General features: G+C 28.0%; 19 protein-coding genes. 16 read left to right on the top strand and 3 right to left on the bottom strand.

Annotated elements, in window-relative coordinates; genetic code table 4:
* Nucleotides 1-9: 9 nt before the first annotated feature.
* Both T401_RS0100315 and T401_RS0100310 read right to left on the bottom strand, forming a co-directional pair.
* Nucleotides 10-471, bottom strand: coding sequence for an RpiB/LacA/LacB family sugar-phosphate isomerase (locus T401_RS0100315; RefSeq protein ID WP_033178506.1), 462 nt, complete (start codon nucleotides 469-471; stop codon nucleotides 10-12).
* Nucleotides 472-480: 9 nt separating this feature from the next.
* Nucleotides 481-948: an L-threonylcarbamoyladenylate synthase gene (locus T401_RS0100310; protein ID WP_033178505.1), complete on the bottom strand. Its 468-nt coding sequence runs from the start codon at nucleotides 946-948 to the stop codon at nucleotides 481-483.
* Nucleotides 949-1001: 53 nt separating this feature from the next.
* On the opposite strand from T401_RS0100310, the gene mutM reads away from it, so the two are divergent.
* Together mutM and T401_RS0100300 are read left to right on the top strand one after the other, a co-directional pair.
* Nucleotides 1002-1826 carry a DNA-formamidopyrimidine glycosylase gene (mutM, locus tag T401_RS0100305; protein WP_033178504.1) on the top strand — a complete coding sequence of 275 codons (825 nt, stop codon included), beginning with the start codon at nucleotides 1002-1004 and terminating at the stop codon, nucleotides 1824-1826.
* A gap of 1 nt (nucleotide 1827) precedes the next feature.
* Nucleotides 1828-2073: a hypothetical protein gene (locus tag T401_RS0100300; protein WP_033178560.1), complete on the top strand. Its 246-nt coding sequence runs from the start codon at nucleotides 1828-1830 to the stop codon at nucleotides 2071-2073.
* Between the two features lie 24 nt (nucleotides 2074-2097).
* Here the strand turns inward: T401_RS0100300 and def are convergent, their stop codons facing one another.
* Entirely contained in the window at nucleotides 2098-2655 is a 558-nt protein-coding gene (gene def, locus T401_RS0100295) for a peptide deformylase (protein WP_033178503.1), read from the bottom strand.
* 107 nt (nucleotides 2656-2762) lie between these two features.
* Between def and T401_RS0100290 the strand changes: the two genes are divergently transcribed.
* The 14 genes from T401_RS0100290 to T401_RS06225 all read left to right on the top strand — a co-directional run bounded on the left by T401_RS0100290 (nucleotide 2763) and on the right by T401_RS06225 (nucleotide 17889).
* Nucleotides 2763-4082: a hemolysin family protein gene (locus T401_RS0100290; protein ID WP_033178502.1), complete on the top strand. Its 1320-nt coding sequence runs from the start codon at nucleotides 2763-2765 to the stop codon at nucleotides 4080-4082.
* A 59-nt stretch (nucleotides 4083-4141) separates the two neighbouring features.
* A complete protein-coding gene (locus tag T401_RS06240) occupies nucleotides 4142-4345 on the top strand; it encodes a hypothetical protein (protein WP_033178501.1) in 204 nt (67 codons plus the stop codon).
* A gap of 84 nt (nucleotides 4346-4429) precedes the next feature.
* Nucleotides 4430-6595 (top strand): helix-hairpin-helix domain-containing protein, encoded by a 2166-nt coding sequence (locus T401_RS0100280; RefSeq protein ID WP_033178500.1) that lies wholly within the window; start codon nucleotides 4430-4432, stop codon nucleotides 6593-6595.
* A 106-nt stretch (nucleotides 6596-6701) separates the two neighbouring features.
* On the top strand, nucleotides 6702-8264 hold the full coding sequence (gene nusA, locus T401_RS0100275; RefSeq protein ID WP_033178499.1) for a transcription termination factor NusA: 1563 nt from the start codon (nucleotides 6702-6704) through the stop codon (nucleotides 8262-8264).
* Complete coding sequence (locus tag T401_RS0100270; RefSeq protein WP_241848663.1) at nucleotides 8248-8562, top strand: YlxR family protein; 315 nt, start codon at nucleotides 8248-8250, stop codon at nucleotides 8560-8562. The genes nusA and T401_RS0100270 overlap by 17 nt, the downstream gene beginning before the upstream one ends.
* Nucleotides 8514-10331, top strand: a complete 1818-nt coding sequence (gene infB / locus T401_RS0100265) for a translation initiation factor IF-2 (RefSeq protein ID WP_033178498.1) — start codon at nucleotides 8514-8516, stop codon at nucleotides 10329-10331. The genes T401_RS0100270 and infB overlap by 49 nt, the downstream gene beginning before the upstream one ends.
* Nucleotides 10324-10653: a 30S ribosome-binding factor RbfA gene (gene rbfA / locus T401_RS0100260; RefSeq protein ID WP_033178497.1), complete on the top strand. Its 330-nt coding sequence runs from the start codon at nucleotides 10324-10326 to the stop codon at nucleotides 10651-10653. Before infB ends, rbfA begins: the two co-directional genes overlap by 8 nt.
* Nucleotides 10653-12479: a tRNA uridine-5-carboxymethylaminomethyl(34) synthesis enzyme MnmG gene (gene mnmG / locus T401_RS0100255; protein ID WP_033178496.1), complete on the top strand. Its 1827-nt coding sequence runs from the start codon at nucleotides 10653-10655 to the stop codon at nucleotides 12477-12479. Before rbfA ends, mnmG begins: the two co-directional genes overlap by 1 nt.
* The gene (locus tag T401_RS0100250; RefSeq protein ID WP_033178495.1) at nucleotides 12469-12900 is read left to right on the top strand and encodes a 23S rRNA (pseudouridine(1915)-N(3))-methyltransferase RlmH; all 432 of its coding nucleotides are present in this window, start codon (nucleotides 12469-12471) and stop codon (nucleotides 12898-12900) included. The genes mnmG and T401_RS0100250 overlap by 11 nt, the downstream gene beginning before the upstream one ends.
* A 162-nt stretch (nucleotides 12901-13062) precedes the next feature.
* Nucleotides 13063-13494: a 30S ribosomal protein S6 gene (gene rpsF / locus T401_RS0100245; RefSeq protein WP_033178494.1), complete on the top strand. Its 432-nt coding sequence runs from the start codon at nucleotides 13063-13065 to the stop codon at nucleotides 13492-13494.
* A 21-nt stretch (nucleotides 13495-13515) separates the two neighbouring features.
* Entirely contained in the window at nucleotides 13516-13965 is a 450-nt protein-coding gene (locus T401_RS06235; RefSeq protein ID WP_033178493.1) for a single-stranded DNA-binding protein, read from the top strand.
* A gap of 13 nt (nucleotides 13966-13978) precedes the next feature.
* Complete coding sequence (gene rpsR, locus T401_RS07340) at nucleotides 13979-14344, top strand: 30S ribosomal protein S18 (protein ID WP_033178492.1); 366 nt, start codon at nucleotides 13979-13981, stop codon at nucleotides 14342-14344.
* A 124-nt stretch (nucleotides 14345-14468) separates the two neighbouring features.
* Nucleotides 14469-14657, top strand: a complete 189-nt coding sequence (locus tag T401_RS06230; RefSeq protein ID WP_033178491.1) for a hypothetical protein — start codon at nucleotides 14469-14471, stop codon at nucleotides 14655-14657.
* Between the two features lie 316 nt (nucleotides 14658-14973).
* Complete coding sequence (locus T401_RS06225; RefSeq protein WP_033178490.1) at nucleotides 14974-17889, top strand: OppA family ABC transporter substrate-binding lipoprotein; 2916 nt, start codon at nucleotides 14974-14976, stop codon at nucleotides 17887-17889.

The raw sequence follows: 17889 nt of genomic DNA, 5'->3' as shown, positions 1-17889 counted from the left end.
AAGAAGGAACTAATTTTCGCTTCCTTCTCCAACTTCATCTAATTTCAAGATTCTTGGAATATGTCTATTGCCTTCAAAATTAGTGTTATTTCATTCATGAAACATTTCTAAGGCTAATTCTTTGGTAATTAATCTTCCACCAAAACACAAAATATTAGCATCATTGTGCAATTTAGCTAAACGTGCTTCTTCAGGAGTATCCACTCTTGCACATCTAATTTTCTTAAATCGGTTTAAAGCAATACTAATTCCAATTCCTGAACCACAAATGGCAACATATTTAGTATTCGCCTTATCTTCATCGTTAATATATGCTTTGGCAAATTCAATTCCAACATCAGCATAAGATATTGGGTTATCATCGCTTTGGGCACCAAAAAGTTCAATTTCATAACCTTCTTTTTTTAATTCTTCAGCTAATTCTTCTTTCATTTTGCAACCAGCATGATCACTTGCAATTCTTACTTTCATATTTTCTTCCTACTTTCTTAATATTTCGCCATCTTCTACACGAATAACTTGACTTGCTTTTTGGCTCATAGAACCAAAATTGTATACATGAGTAATATCTGGAAAAATCTCTTTAGCTTCCTCAATAGTTTCACAAATAGGAGCATTTGATAAGTTACAGCTAGACATATAAACTGGACCATTTTTTTCTAAATATTCCAATAATAATGGTTGATTTGGGATTCTAAAACCTTGATCATTCACTACTAAAGTTGTTGGTCCGGGTCAGTATTTTTTAGCAAAAGGCTCTGCTTTTTTTTCTCATTGTTTAAATTTTCTTATTTGTTCAATGGATGAGGCTAAGATAATTAATTTTTTGCTTCTATCTCTCCCTTTGATTTCATAAATCAAATTTTTTACCTCGTCGTCTACAGGACCTCCTATACCTAAGACAGTATCTGTTGTGGAAATAAATAATCGGTTATATTTATTATTCATATAAAAAAATTATAACAAATTTATAATTAACCAAAAACTTATATAATTTTGTTATGCCTGAATTAGCTGAAGTAAAAACAGTTATTAAAGCTTTAAAAAGCAAAATTTTAAATAAAGAAATTGCTAATATTCAAATTTATAAAGAAAAATTATTTAAAGAAAAACCAATCAAAGAATTTAAAGAAGCTTTAATTAACCAAAAAATTTTAAATATTGAAAATAAAGGAAAGCACATTATTATTTTTTTAACTAATAATGTTGTTTTACTATCACATTTAAGAATGGAAGGAAAATACCGTTTCTATGAAACTCCCTTTGAAAATGAACGTCATTTAATTGTGAAATTTATTTTTAAAGATAATACCGAATTACATTATTTAGATTCAAGAATGTTTGGCACTTTTCATTTAAGAAATATATTTAATTACAATCAAATTTTGCCTTTATCCAAAGTTGCAAATGAGCCAAACCAATTAGATATTAAGGAGTTTTATAACAAAATTAAAACCAGCTCTACTGCTATTAAGACTAAACTTTTAGATCAAGAATTGGTTGCCGGAATTGGAAACATTTATGCTGATGAGGCATTGTTTGCCTCTAAGGTGCATCCTTGTTCTAGTTGTAGAAATTTGTCTTTTAAGAAAGTGAAGGAAATTATATTAAGTGCTGGATTAATTATGGATGAATCTTTTAAAAAAGGCGGAACCACTTTATTTTCTTATGAAAGTATTAATAATCAAGAAGGTGAATTTCAAAACTTTTTAAAAATTCATAATAATAAAATTAAAAATTGTGTTGAATGTAAAGGACCAATAATAAAAATTAAAGTAAATCAAAGAGGAACCTATATTTGTGAAAGGTGTCAAAAAAAATATTAATATGAATTTCAATTTTTCTGAAAATGAATATGATTTGCACGGCTTAGATGAAAATCAAGCCACTGCTGTAGTTTTAAATGCTATTTATGAATTAGAAAACGATTATTATATGAATTATTTTGATTTATTAATTGGAATCGGCACTGGAACTTTAAAATTAGTGGTTGAAAATCTTTTAGATGAAGAAGGGTATTCATTTGTTTACTTAAACAAAAATTGTTCAAAAATGAGAGTGTATAAAAAATAAAGCCTTTTACTGCGGCTTTATTTTTTATAAAATATCAGTATTTTTAGGCAGTTTTCACGGATCTTTTTGATTAATGTGATCAATGAAAAGGTTTCCTTGTAAATGGTCATATTCATGTTGAAATACAATAGCAGTATATCCAGAAACATCAAAAGTTTTTAATTTTTGTTCAAAATAAGAATATCCTTGAATCACTACCCTAGCATAGCGTGGCACATATCCCGCTTGATTTGGGTGTTTTTCATTAACACTTAAACATCCTTCGCCTTCTTCTAAAGCAAGTTTTTTTTCAGAATGCCCTAATAATTTAGGATTAATCACAGCATCTCTAAAAATAATTTCATCTTTGTGATCTTTTATTAGAATATAAAAAATTTGTTTGGGAATTCCATACTGAATAGCAGCCACACCAACAGCCGGTCTAAATTTAGTGTCTTTTTCTTGGCTATTGTCCACATGAAAGATCATTTTTTGGATTAATAAATCATCTTCTTTTTTTAAAGGTCAAGGTACAGGTTTTGATTTTTCTCTTAAAATTTTTTTTGGTAATTCAACTAAATTAACGTCTTCAAATTTAAACATAATAATTATTATAATGAAATTTAAGCAGATTTTTTTAATACTTTCATTTTCATTTATAGTAAAATACTTGAATAATAAATAAATTTTTATATGGAGATTAATTAGAGATGGAAACTTCCCCGTGAATATTATTAGCTACAACATCAAATGCTGAGACTAATAATGTTAGTTCAACAACCACACCATGATACATATATTTAATTAGTGCAATTGTTTTAGTACTACTACTTACATGTAGTGCCATTTTTTCGTCTGCTGAAACAGCTTATACATCAATTAATGCTGCCAAAATTGAGCAAATGATTGAGAACAAAAAAAGAGGAGCTAAATTAATTAAAAAACAGCATATTGCCTTTAACCGGACAGTGGGAACAATTTTAATAGCTAACAATTTAGTAAATATTGGTTCTTCAGTCTTATTATCCTATGTGTTAGGAAAAGTAATGACTAACACTGAATTGTCAGCAATTATTTCAACTGTAGTAATGACACCAATCATTGTTTTATTTGCTGAAATTATTCCTAAATTAGTTGCTAAAGCTCATCCAGAAGGAGTTGTTAAAACATTTTATTGGTTTATTGAGGCATTATATTGAATTTTCTTTCCAATAACTTTCCCAATTAGTAAAATTGGCAAGAAAATTTATGTTACAAATACTGAAGAAGATGTGAAGAATTTTTTAAACATCGCTTCTAAAGAAGGCGTATTGGAAATGAATGAGTCAACCATGGCACAAAATGCCCTGGATTTAGATTCAACTAAAGTATCACAACATTATGTTAAATTAAAAGATGTTGACTTTATTAAATCAAGAGCTTCTTTAAATGAAGCATTAGAAATATTTAAAGAAACAAATTTTTCAAGATTACCAATTGAAAAAGATGGTAATTTTATTGGAATCCTTCATTTAAAAGATATTTTCTATTTAAAAAAAGGAAATATCATGAACTACATTAAAAGCGTTCCTAATGTGTCAGCTCATTCCATTTTATCAGTTGCCTTAGAAAAAATGAGACAAGCAAGAGCACAAATGGCTTTTGTTGTTGAAAACAATAACTCAGATAAGGTTATTGGAATTATTACTATTGAAGACATTTTAGAAGAAATTGTTGGCGAAATATATGATGAATATGATGATGATGAAATGATTTATGAAACTAGTTTAGAACGTTGCGAAGCAAATGGAAAAGTTAAAATGAAAGACTTATGAAAACAAGTTGAATTTGAAGACATTTTTCAAATTGAATTAACTGAAGAAGAGGAAAATGAAAAACTAATTGATTGATTAACCAACAAAGTTGGACACAAATTAAGAATCAATTCTAGATTTACATTAGAAGATAAAATTGATTTTAGAGTAATAGAAAGAAAAACCAAAAATAATCCAAATAACAAAGACATTATCGAAATTGAATGGAGTTTATAATTAGCTAAATATCATTATTTTGTTGTAAAATTAATTGTATTAATTATTAAGGAGTAAAAATGAATTTAAAAACATTAGCAATTCTAGGTATTATTTTTAATATATTGTCACCTCTTTTGGTATTTATTCCAATTAATATTATTTTAGGACTAAAACTAAAAGAATTAAATAGAACACCACAATGAATTTTTGCAATTATTTGTGTTATCCCTCTTTGTGGATTAATTGCTTCTATTTGAACATTGGTTGATGAGAGCAAATAACAAATTACTAGCACTTAATAAGTTGCTAGTTTTATTTTATATTATTTTAAAATATTATAATTATTATCACAAAGTGAGGAGAATATGAATATATCAATTACTAATGTTGCTAAAAAATTACAAATTAAAGAAAGTCAAGTGATTGTTGTACTAGAACTATTAAAAGAAGGTGCTACTATTCCTTTTATTGCTCGTTATCGTCAAAGTCAAACAGAAGGATTAAACGAGGAACAAATTGCTTCTATTACAGAACTTTATGAATATGATGTTGCTTTAAATAAAAGAAAAGAATATGTTCTTAACATTTTAGAAGAAAAGCAATTATTAACAGAAGAATTAAAAAACAAAATTAATCTTGCTGAAACCAAACAAGAATTAGAAAACATTTATGAGCCCTTTAAAATCGGTAAAAAAACCAAGGCAAGTGAAGCAATTGCTTTAGGTCTAGAACCTCTTGCTAAAAAAATTGAGACAGAGAAGGATGAAAAATTCAATGTATTTAATGAAGCAAGAAAATATATAAAAGAACCTTTAAAAACAGTGGAAGAAGTTTTAGAACAAACTAAGTTTATTATTGCCCAAGATATTTCACAAGATATCTCAACAAGAGAATATATCAAAGATCAAATCTTTAATTATGGTTTTATTGTAACTAAAGTTAAAAAGAATGCTGAAGATGAAAAAGAAGTTTTCAAGCAATATTATGATTTTAAAGAAAAAATCTCAAGAATTCCTAATTATCGGGTTTTAGCAATTTCCAGAGGTGAAGAAAAGAAAATCTTGAGTTATGATATGGAATTTAATGAGAAAAAAATTGTTTATGATTTAAACAATAAATACTTTGTAAATAAAAGAACTGCTTTTATTATTAGAGAGTGTATTGATGATAGTTTAAAAAGATTATTAATTCCTTCAATAATAAGAGAAATAAAGACCGATTTATTTGCCAAGGCTGAAAAAGAGGCAATTAAACTTTTTGCAGAAAGCTTAGAACAAATGTTGTTGGCACCAGCAACAAAAAATAAAAGAATTTTAGCAATCGATCCAGCATATATAAATGGTTGCAAATTGGCAATGTTAGATGCAAACGGGAATTTCTTAGATAAAGGAATCATATTCCCTACTCCACCTTTAAATAAAATTAAAGAAGCAACATCAATTGTTACTGAATTTATTGAGAAATATAAGGTTGATTTAATTATTATTGGTAATGGAACAGCAAGTAGAGAAACTGAGGAATTTATTGCCAAATTACTTCAAAAAAGGAAAACAATTTATCCTCAGGAGCAAATCAAATATGCAGTTGTTTCAGAAGTAGGGGCTTCAGTTTATTCTGCTTCTAAATTAGCACAAGAGGAATTTCCAACATTATCAGTAGAAGAAAGAAGCGCAATTAATATTGGAAGAAGATTCCAAGACCCACTAAATGAATTAATTAAAATTGATCCAAAATCAATTGGTGTGGGGCAATATCAACATGATGTTAATCAAAAAGAATTATCAGAACAGCTAAAATTTAAGACGGACAAAGTTGTTAACTTAGTTGGGGTAGATTTAAATTCTGCTACAAAAGTAATTCTTTCTTATATTTCGGGTTTATCTAATTCAATTGCTGAAAACATAATTCAATATCGTTTAGAAAATGGAAATTTTAAATCAAGAACTGAACTAAAAAAAGTAAAAGGTTTAGGTCCAAAAGCTTATGAACAATCAGTTGGTTTTTTAAGAATTCACGACTCTAAAGTTTTTTATGACAAAACCAATATTCATCCTGAATCATATAAATTAGCTGATGCACTAGTTAAGGAATTAGATATCGATTTAACAAATATCAACAAAGAAAAATTAGAATCAGCTAATATCAATGAATTGGCAAATAAACTGGGTTCTAATAAATATGACATTCAATTAATAATTGATTCATTATTAAGCCCTGAAAAAGATATTCGTGATAATAAACAAGGTTTTATTTTAAGTGATAAAGTTCTTTCAATTGATGATATTCATGAAGGTTTAGAAATTAATGCCCAAGTTCAAAATATTACAGACTTTGGTGCATTTGTTTTCTTCGGAATCAAACAAAACGCCTTAATTCATATTTCACATATGAAAAAAACTCCCAATCATTTCATTAAACATCCTTCAGAAGTATTAAAAGTAGGACAAAACGTTTTAATTAAAATTCTTGAAGTTGACAAAGAAAGAGAAAGAATTCAAGCTCAATTAATTTGACCAAAAAATGAAAAATAATGTAAAAACATGCTTTTGTCATGTATAATTTAAGTACTTGTTTTATAAATAAATATAAAAGAGGTTGGCGTTCTGCCAGCCTTTTAACTTAAAAAAAGGAGAAGAAATGTCAGAAACAAGCAAACTTCAAAATTTAAAAGCAAAGGAAATTTTTGAATCATTAAGAAATTTAGCATGTATTAAAAATTTTGATAAACATCAAATTATTGAATTATTTAAATCAGCTATTATTAAAACCATTCAAACAGATTATGATGAAGAAGCAGATTTAGAATTTATTTTTGATGAAATTAATAACAATTTTTCAGTTTTAAACAAAAATAAAAGAATTGTTCCAGATCCAATTACTGATGAAGAAAAAGATATGTTTCAAGCATGTGTTGAGGTTACTTTATCTGAAGCTCAAAAAAATGATCCTAATTTAAAAGAAGGGGATATTATTGCTGAAGAAATTGATTTTGAAAAATTCTCAAAAAAAGACTACATCAAAATTGGTCAAATGTTTAATCAATCAATGAGGGAACTTGAAAAACAACAAATTTATGAAAAATATTCTGCATTAGTTGGTCAAATTATTAAAGCAAAGGTTATTACAGCAGAAACAAATGGAATCATTTTAGAATTAGAAGATATGGTTGCAGCTTTTATGCCCCCAAGTATCACTAATAAACATATGTTAAAAAGAATTCAACCAGGGGACACAATTGATGTTTATGTTGATCATGTTTTAGCAGAATCAAAACACGCCCAAGTTATTGTTTCAAGTGTTGACACAAGAATTTTAAATAATTTATTGATCAAAGAAATTCCTGAAATTAGTCAAGGTTTAATTGAAATAGTGGGTATTTCAAGAATATCTGGAGAAAGATCAAAAATATGTATCAAAAAATCAGAAGACGCTCCAGTCGGAATTGAAGAATTGGGTTCAATTATTGGAATTAACGGAGAAAGAATTGAAAACATTTCTCGTCAATTAAAAGGTGAAAAAATTGATGTTATTTTATATAGTGAAAATATAAAGGAATTCATTATTAATGCTTTAAGTCCAGCCAAAGTTATTGACATTATTGAAAAAGAAGTTGATCCAAGAAGCAAATATCCTTCATTTTTAGTAATCGTCCCAAACACGCAACACACTTTAGCAATTGGAAGAAGAGGGCAAAATGTCACTTTAGCTTCTGAATTAACTAAATCTAAACTAGACATTATTAGTCAAAAAGAAGCCAATGAACAGGGAATTGATTATGGTTTTAATGGCAATATTAGTTTAGAAGAAATTCATGAATTAGAAAATGGTAAAAGATTGCAATCAAATTTCAAAAAGAAAAAGCCACAAACCAAATTGACTGGTGGATTTGATGTTCACATTGATATGTCTGAATTTGAAGACGAAATTGCTGAATTACGTTCAAAAGTAGTAAATTCTGATGCTTTTGAAAAGCAAATTCTAGGTGACACATACTATGATAATAATTTTGAAGAAACATTAGAACAAGTTAAAAATGAATTAGATAATGATGAATATGAAGAAGAAGATGAACCATATTCATTCGAAGAAGATTATGAAAAAATTACGTCAACCAAATTAAAAGACTTTAAACAGGATGATGATTTAAGCTTTGGTCTTGATGATTTAGATTTAAGTAATATTAATGATGAAGATTGATAAGAAAAACTATAGTCGTAAATCAATAGTGGATAATCAAATTTATCCAATTGCTGATTTGTTAAGATTTTCAAAGGATCAAAATGGAGAGATTCATTTCGATCCACAAAAAACTCATCAAGGGCGAGGAGCATATTGTTTAAAAACAATCGAGCAAATTGAACAACTTTTTAAAAAGCGTCTATTAAATAGAGCTTTTAAACAAAATATTGAAATTGAAGTATATAACAAATTAAGAAATGAGGTGGATGAATGGGTAAGAAAAATACAAGAAGAAGAATTTCCAATGTTGAAGAAATAAAGCAACAATTGAGTGCTAGTGAAACTAAATTAGAAGATGGTGTATTTGTTTTTCATGGACCTTTAACAATTTCTGAATTTTCTGACAAAATCAAGAAACCAGTTTCACAAATCATTACAAATTTCTTGAAAAAAGGAATTTTAAAAACAATTAATACCTCTTTAAATGAAGAAGAAATTGCTGAATTATGTTTGGAATACAATTTAGATTTTAGAAAAGAAGATAATGTTAATGCACAGAATCTTTTTGAAAATCTAGAAGTTAACGATGACCCTAATGATTTGGTTAAACGGGCACCAATTGTAACTATTATGGGGCATGTCGATCATGGTAAAACAACCCTAATTGATCATATTAGAAAAAGCAATATTTTAGATACTGAATTTGGTGGCATTACTCAACATACTGGTGCTTATCAAATAACTTATAACAAAGAAAAAATTACTTTTCTAGATACCCCGGGACATGAAGCATTTACCGAAATGCGAAGCAGAGGAGCCAAAGTTACTGATATTGTAATTATAGTTGTTGCTGCTGATGATGGTGTTAAACCTCAAACCATTGAAGCAATTGATCATGCTAAAGCAGCAAATGTTCCAATTATTGTGTTTGTAAACAAAATGGATAAAGCTGGTGCCGATCCTGAAAGAGTAAAATCTCAATTAAGTGAACATGACATTGTTTGCGAAGAATGAGGTGGTAATGTCCCATTTATTTATGGGTCAGCTTTTCAAAATGAAGGAATCAATTTATTATTAGAAACTATTTTATTACAAGCAGATTTATTAGAATTAAAGGCTAATTTAAATAGAGATCCAATTGGAACTGTTATTGAATCAAGAATTGATAAAGGAATGGGTGTTGTTTCAACTATTATTGTTGAAAACGGAACTTTATTAGCAAGAGATTTTATTGTGGCAGGCGCTCAATATGGGAAAATAAGAAGTCTTTATTCAATTGAAGGCGAACAATTAGAAAAAGTATTACCTGGGACTCCTTGTATTATTACTGGACTAAACTCAAATCCTCAAGCTGGAGATAAATTTGTTGTTATTAGTGATGAAAAATTTGCTAAGAAATTAGCTGAGGAAAAATCATACCTTGATAAACAAATGGAATTAAATTCCAAAAATGTTTCTGTTTTTGATGAAAACACCAAAACAGTTAATGTTATTATTAAAACTGATGTGCATGGAACTGCTGAAGCCATTAAAAATACATTAAGTAAAATTCAAAATGAAGAGGCAGTAGTTAATGTCATAAGGGCAAGTGCTGGTGAAATTACTAAAGCTGATATTTTGCTAGCAGAAGCTTCAAAGGCAAGAATTTATGCCTTTAATAATGATTCTGTTAATGCTGATATTAAAAAACTTGCTGAACAAAAAAATATTAAAATTTTAAAACACAACGTTATTTATAAAATTGTTGAAGAATTATCAACTTTAATTAAAACTATGAAAGAACCTGTTTACGAAGAAGTTTTAATTGGTGAAGCAATCATTTTACAAATCTTTTTCTATTCAAAGGTTGGAAATATTGCCGGATGTAAAATGTTAACCGGACAAGCAAAAGAATTTTCTAAAGTAGAAGTTTATCGAAAGGATAAATTAATCTATAAAGGAATAATAGATTCTTTAAAAAGAGAAAAAAATGATGTAAAAACTGTTGAAAAAGGGTTCGAATTTGGGACTCATATTAAAGAGTTTGATAAAATAGAAGTAGATGACATATTAAAATTTTATGAGGATGTATTAAAAGAAGATGAATAAGATTAATCACGAAAGAAAAACCAGTTTATTATTACAACTAATTGGTGAAAGTTTCTATGAATTGCAAGATTTTAATGTAACAAATATTGCTATTAATGATGTGATTTTATCTACTGATGGGTCACATGCCAAAGTGTATATTACTTTGTTTAAAGACAAAGAAAGATATTTTGAAAAAATTTCTAAAATGACTCCATTTATTCGTTCAGTTGTGGCAAGAAATTGAAAATATAAAAAATTACCAGAATTACAATTTCTAATTGACACAGTTGAACCTAATGCTCAACGTATTGAGAAAATTCTTGAAGAAATAAAAGAATAATGAAAAAATTTGATGCGATTGTAATTGGCGGGGGTCATGCTGGCATCGAAGCTGCTTATGCATTAGCAAAAAGAAAATTTCAAGTAGCTTTAATTACATTAAATATTCATAAATTAGCAATGCTTCCATGCAACCCTTCAATTGGCGGATCAGCAAAAGGAATAATCACTAGAGAGATTGATGCTCTTGGCGGAGTCCAAGGGCTTTTTGCTGATAAATCAATGATTCAAATCAAAATGCTTAATACGTCAAAAGGTCCAGCAGTGTGATCTTTAAGGGCTCAAATTGATAAAGAAAAATATTGTCAAATTATTTTAGAAGATATTCAAAAACAAAAAAACATTACTTTAATTGAAGACGAAGTAAGTGATTTAATTGTCAAAGACAAAACTTGCAAAGGTGTTATTACTAAGGAACATGGCGAAATATATTCAGGCGTTGTAGTAATGACTACTGGCGTATATATGAATTCTAGAATCCTAAGAGGCGAAAACATTAAATATGATGGTCCAGATGGAGAAAAAACTTCATCAACATTATCTAAAAATTTAGCTAAATATGGATTTGATGTATTTCGTTTAAAAACCGGTACTCCATGTCGAATTTATACTGATAGTATTGATTTTTCTAAAGTTGAAAAAGAAGTTTTAGAAAAAAATGAGTTGTTTTTTTCAAATAAAAGTGGTATTAAACTTGATGAACAAACCTGTTGCTATCTAACTCATACCACAGCCAAAACCAAAGAAATTATTTTAAAAAACTTGGATAGAAGTTCTTTATATTCAGGAATAATTAAGGGAATTGGCCCAAGATATTGCCCTAGTGTAGAAGACAAAATTGTTAGATTTCAAGATAAAGAAACCCATCACATTTTCTTTGAACCAGAAACTGCTAAAGGGGACATTATGTATATTAATGGTCTTTCAACTTCAATGCCTGAAGATGTTCAAGATGAAATGATTGCTTCAATTCCTGGCTTAGAAAATGCTAGAGTGCAAAAATATGGCTATGCTATTGAATATGATGCAATTAACCCCTTAGATTTAAAGAAATCTTTAGAATCTAAAATTCTTAATAATTTCTTTTCAGCAGGTCAACCAAATGGAACAAGTGGTTATGAAGAAGCTGCTGCCCAAGGGTTAATTGCCGGAATTAATGCTGCTAATAAATTAGATAATATGCCTCATTTGGAGTTAAAAAGAAGCGATAGCTATATTGGTGTTTTAATTGACGATATTGTAACAAAAGGTACAAACGAGCCATATCGAATGCTTACTTCCCGTGCTGAATATCGTTTATTATTAAGAAATGATAATGTTGACGAAAGATTGTCACAATATGCTTTTGATAATAAAATGATTAGTCAAGAAGAATACCAAGCAGTTATAGAAAAATACAATTTAATTCATCAAAAGATTGCTGAATTAAAAGAACAATATTTATCAGCAAACGATGAATTAGCTCATAAGTATCAAATTTTTAATGGTATTTCAATGCTTAAATTATTATCTAACCCAGCAGTTGATCCTCAAGATGTTTTAAAGGACTTTCCTTATCCAAATGAAATTACTATTCAAGTTAGATTATTTGGTTATTTAAAGAAACAAGAAACAGTTGCTGATAAAATGAACCGTTTAGAAAAATTAAAATTACCTGAAGATCTTGATTATAATGATGTTGATAATTTAGCAACAGAAGCAAGACAAAAATTAAGTCAAATAAGACCAACAACAATTGGTCAAGCTTCAAGAATTAGTGGCATTAATCCTGCTGATATTCAAATGTTAATGTTTTATTTGAATAATAAAAGAAACAATGAAAATTAATATTATTGCTGTTGGAAGCTTAACCAAAGAATTTAAATCATTATATGAAGATTACGTTAAAAAAATTTCCTTTTTTTCTTCAATAAATTTATTTGAAATAAAAGAACAAAATGAAAATAACATCGAATTAAAAATTAAAAAAGAAACCAAATTAATTTTAGAAAAAATCCCCAAGAATTCCAAGGTTTATTATCTAAGTTTGTATGGAAAAAAAATGAATTCAGAAACCTTTTCGGAATTATTGATTGAAGATAATATAACCTTTATTATTGGAGGAAGTAATGGTGTTGAAGAAGACTTTTTTGAAAATAAAATTTCTTTTTCAGATCTAACTTTTCCACACCAATTATTTAGAGTATTATTAGTTGAACAAATTTTTAGGGGTTTTGCAATTAAAAATAATATTAAATATCACAAATAAAAGTCGATAATTGTGTCGATTTTTTTGTTATTAATCTCTCTTTATTATGCTTTTGGTTCAAAAAAAGCAAATTATTGTATAATTCTAAAGTTAAATTTTTAACAAAAAAAGGGTGACTCCTTGACCATCATTATTGGTCCAAATGTCCAGAAGGAGAAAATAATGTCAAATTATGAAATTATGATTCTTACAAACCCTCAAGCAACCGATCAAGAAGTTAAAGAATTACTTCTAAGTGTGTTAGATCCAAAAAACACCAAGATCGAAAAACTTGAAAGAACTGAGTTAGCTTATTCAATTAATAAATTAACTCGTGCTTCTTATTATTTAATTAATGCAAAACTTGAACCACAAGTGATTGCTGAATTAACAAGAAAATTAAACATCAACAAATTTGTTATCAGATCTTTAATTATTAACTTGGATTCTGAAAAAGGTATGAAACCAAGAAAAATGAGAAAAGCAACAAGAAAATTCGATAATAGAAAAAGAGTTGAAAAACAAGAAGAATCAACTAAAGATGAAACAGAACAAAACGAAATTAAAAAAGAAAGAAAACCAAGAACTAGAAAAACAGCTCCTAAAGCTGAGTAATTAATACTGTATTGGAGGAATATGAATAAAGTAATTATTGTTGGTCGTTTATCAGCTACACCTTATCAAGGTTTTACTAATTCAAATATTGAATATTCAAGATTTACTGTAGCAACAAGAAGAACTTATAATACAGCAAATAATGAACCAATAACTGATTTTATTCCATGTGTAGCATGAAGACAAAACGCAGAATTTATCAATAAATATTTAGATAAAGGTTCATTAGTTTCGATTGAAGGTTTTGTTCAATCTTCAAGAGTCACCATAGCAGATGGATCAAATATAAATTCATTTGCAATTAGTGTTGATCGTATTGAATCATTAGAAACTAAAGCAATGTCTGAAAATCGCAGAAAAAATGTCCAAGAATTTGAGATTCCTTCTAACACTAGTCATAAAGAAGAATCAAATGAAATTCATGATATTGATGAAAACATTGATTCTGATTTCTTAGATTTAGAATTTTAATTGAGGAAATATAATGGCAAGAGTAGTTCATAAGAAACTTTTTATTCGTAGACGCCCATGTCAATTCTGTTTATCTAAACAACCAATCGTTTATGTTGATTATAAAAATGAACAATTATTATCAAAACTAGTAAATATGCAAGGAAAAATTCTTTCATCACGTATTACTGGAACTTGTGCTAAACACCAAAGAGCAGTATCTTTAGCTATTAAAAGAGCAAGATATGTTGCTATCTTACCTTATTTAGGAACAGTTAAAAAAGATAAAGATGAACAACCTAAAATAGCAAAAGAAGTTGTTGTTGAACAAAATGAAGAAGCAGTAGAATCAAAACCAAGAAGAACAAGAAAATCTGCAGAAAAAAATCTGAATAATTAAAAGAAGTTGCCTCTTTGTGGCAACTTTTTATATTCAAAAATCAATATAAATTTTAAAAAAAGCAAAAAATTTGAAATTTTATTTGGAAAATTATGTAGAATATTAGGCATAGGAAAACAAAAATATGAACGCAAAATTATTAAAATCAACAAACTGAACAAACATTTGCGCAGCTAAAGAAGCTGGTATTTTTGCTATCAATTTTATTAACTTCATTAACATGAATAAAGATATGAAGAACATTATTATCAACAATATTTTTTCATATTTTACATGTAAAGGAGTTAATAATGACACTGTTTATTTATCATAAATTTCAATATAATCATCATAATAATCATCATATTTTTAATAATAAAAAAGAACAAATGGCTTTTAAGGGTTCTTAAATTCATGTTTTAATTTCTTTAAATTTGCTTATCAAAAATATAACCACAAAAGCCAAAAAAAACTTTTTTATTACAAAAATTTATATAAAAATATTAAAAAAGTCCTATAAATAGGGCTAAAAAAACCAAAATAAATTATAATTTTTAACGTATATTACAAATAGAAGTTATATTAATTTTATTAATAATAACTTGTGGATTTATAAAAATATACATAAATGATTTTAGTTAGGAGAAAAAATGAAATCAAAAGGAAAATTACTATTGTTTTCTTTAGGGTCGCTATCAATGATGGCATTACCTTTAGTTTCAATAGCTTGTGAAACAAACAAGCCTAAAGAAGACTATATGGGTGATGCTTGAGATTATACCCCAGTATATAGAAAACAAAAAGGTACACCTGCTAATCCGGCAGGTACTGACAGAAAACCTTATCAAGACAAGAAATTTGTTTACACTTACAACTCTGTAAACAGGTTACAAGCATTTAATTATGATGCTTCAGTAGGATACGGAAACTTTGTTGCTGCTGGTACAAGTCATTTAATTTCACCTCAATTAATAAGAGTTGAAGCTTTAAATGCACCTTTAATCATGAATAGAAAAACAAATGAACACAGTAAATCTAAGAAACAATATGTTGTTAAACCAACATTTACAAGAATTAAATTGGAATTAGCTAAAGAAATTGTTTTAACACTTAAAGATGGAACAGTCAAAGTTTATAATAGTGATGATTACGATGGAAAAGACAATCGAGATCAACTACCACAAGGTGATTTAGAAGTTCCATATGGATTAACAAGAAAAGCATATAGTCAAATGACTGTTTCTACAGTGTCATCAAATTCTAAATCAGTTAATAGTGCTCAATTTTATGAAGATTTAAAGCAAACCAAAGACATGCAAGTTACCTTAAAGGATAATGTTTATTGATCTGATTTTAAAGGAAATAAAACAGAATATAAAGTTCAATTAAAAGACTTCTATTATTCATGATTAAGAACAGTAACTTTAGGAAAAGAAGAACGTCACAATCATGGTGGTAATGCTGAATTGGACAAATTGGTTAGAGATACATTATTAGAAAAATCATCTTTATACTTTGGAGATGATATTCATTACGGTAATGAGTATTTATATCAATTATTTGGAATTGACTCTTCACAATTCTACAATGAAAACACTTTAATTAAAGATGTTAGTGCTAATACTGAAAATGTTACTGGAAAGGCTTTAACTTTTTCATCAGTAGCCTCAGGTGAATCAAACTTTGTAAACTTCTTTAACAAATTAGTTTTAGGAAACACTGATATGTTGCCAGCCCCTTCTGCATATATTGATGCTATGAATGCCGCTGGTACCTACAAATTAAGAAATTATTTAGGTGAAACTTCTGCTAAAGCAAATGAAATTACAGAAAAAATTAATACATTAGAAAAAACTAGTGATGTTTATAAAGCAGGAGTTTATTGATATGGTATTTCAGCTGAAGAAAATTTATATGCTGGAGCTTATGTTCCTAAAACTGTTAGCGGTACAACTACAGAATTTGTGGCTAATAAAAATTACTTTGATACAGAGTGATTATCAAAAACCAATAAATTAGAATCAGTTGTATTTAAATACCAACAATCACCAAAAGATAATAATTCTTTCCAATCAGAAGAATGAAATAATTTTAAACTAGGTGTTTCATCAACAGTTCCATTTTCAAAATTAGAACAATCTCAAAAAGATGAAATTTTTAGAAAATACTTAGAAGATGAATTCGGAATTAATTATGTAAAAAGTAGAAACATTTCAGACCCTTCATACTTACCAGTTGCTACCCCATATGTAAGCCCTGATCCAACTGATACTGAAGGTTCTCAATACTTCTTTTCAGATGCATATTCCAAATTAATGTATGGTGCAACTAAAAAAGATTTAGCTGCCGGAAAAGGCTCAAGCGATTCATACATTAGTGGGTTAGGATTATCATTTAGAACAATTATCAATACTGCAATTAACTGAGATGAATATACTGATATTGCTTCATCAAGAACAAATAGAGCATGACTAAATGGTTTAGCAAGTGGTGGATCTATTGGAGGAAGTGATCAAAATACTAACCACAAAACAGTTGTGGATTACTATGATTTAGTAAACTCATTATCTGCAATTAATGTTGATGGAAACAAAATTGATTTCGGAGAAACTTTAGGAACAGAATTAAGTCCTTCTGAAAATAATGCAGCTCATAAATTCGATTCAAACATCCAATTAAGAATGAAATCAGCAGGATTTGATATTCTAAAAACTGAATTAGCAAAAGTCATTGCTAAATTCGATCAAGAAAACCCTGAATTAGCTGGACAAAAATTCGAATTGACTCACATATTCCCATATGTAAACTCAGATAAAAAACTTGAAGATGCAGCAGCTGCAGTTACTGAAACTGTTAAAGAATTAAGTAATGGAAGAGTTGTGTTTAATTTTGTAACCATTCAAAATGGTGAAGACCCAAGATTTAGTTTAGTAAGAAATAAAACTAAAGCAGGATGAGAGTTTGTTGGTTGAAGTTATGACTTTGACTCAATTGCATCAGGATATGATGGATTAAGTTGAGGTGGAATGTTAATACCACAACTATCAAATATTGCAACCAAAAAGCCAGCTTCAATTACTCAAAACTTCCCTAAAATAGCAGAAGTTGCAAATGCTCTTGCAAAATATGCTGAAACTAAATGAGAAGCAACAATTCCATTTGCTGATTTAGAAAAATTAGACAAAAAATATCTAAATGGTAGCTTATTGATAAGAGTAATGAACTATCAAATGGAAGAGATTGATGGTGTTTATAAACTAAAAAGAAGCTCTGAAGGTGCTGTTATGCCTAGAACAGATGAAAAATCATTTGATCCTTATGTATTTAGCGCCCAATTCTGATCAAAATTTGTTTCTGAACACACCAATGAGTATTTAACTCAATTAATTCAAGAATTTACTTCATATTTCAATGTTCAATATGAATGATTGCCTGGAATTTCAAAAACTGGAATTTCACCAACATTATTAAACCCTCATTACAATAGACCTCTTGATACAAACAATTCAATTTTATACTACTACCAAGACTTTACAATTAATGAAAATTTGAAATTTGAAAAATAA

It is taken from the genome of Mycoplasma anseris ATCC 49234 (assembly GCF_000702805.1).
GTDB lineage: Bacteria > Bacillota_I > Bacilli_A > Mycoplasmatales > Metamycoplasmataceae > Metamycoplasma > Metamycoplasma anseris.
This window is presented reverse-complemented; position numbering and strand designations above follow the sequence as displayed.